Origin of the sequence: Xanthomonas cannabis pv. cannabis, assembly GCF_000802365.1 — a bacterium.
GTDB lineage: Bacteria > Pseudomonadota > Gammaproteobacteria > Xanthomonadales > Xanthomonadaceae > Xanthomonas > Xanthomonas cannabis.
The window spans coordinates 1-242 of the sequence record NZ_JSZE01000245.1 but is presented as its reverse complement, the minus strand read 5'-3'; the positions used below and the strand labels follow the sequence as shown (position 1 = coordinate 242).

Below are 242 nucleotides of genomic sequence, written 5' to 3'. Positions count from 1 at the left end.
CATGCGCGGCTGCCGGCCGTGCCGGCAAAGGCCGCCGGCAACGATGGTGCATCCTCTTCGGGTCCGGGCAATAGCACCATGCCAGCGCGCGACGGACTGCTCGACGGATTGCGCGCACATTATGCTGCAGACGCTCTGGAGTCCGAACTTCGCGCACTGATCGCGCAAACGCTGAAGATGGAAGCGGAGGCGATTGCCTGCGATACACCGTTCAACGAATATGGCTTCGACTCGATCCTGTT

At 62.0% G+C, this 242-nt stretch carries 1 protein-coding gene; it reads left to right on the top strand.

Annotation, left to right across the window (positions count from 1 at the left end; translation table 11 throughout):
- On the top strand, positions 1-242 hold a 242-nt coding region (locus tag OZ10_RS20265), incomplete at both ends, for an acyl carrier protein (protein ID WP_039566938.1).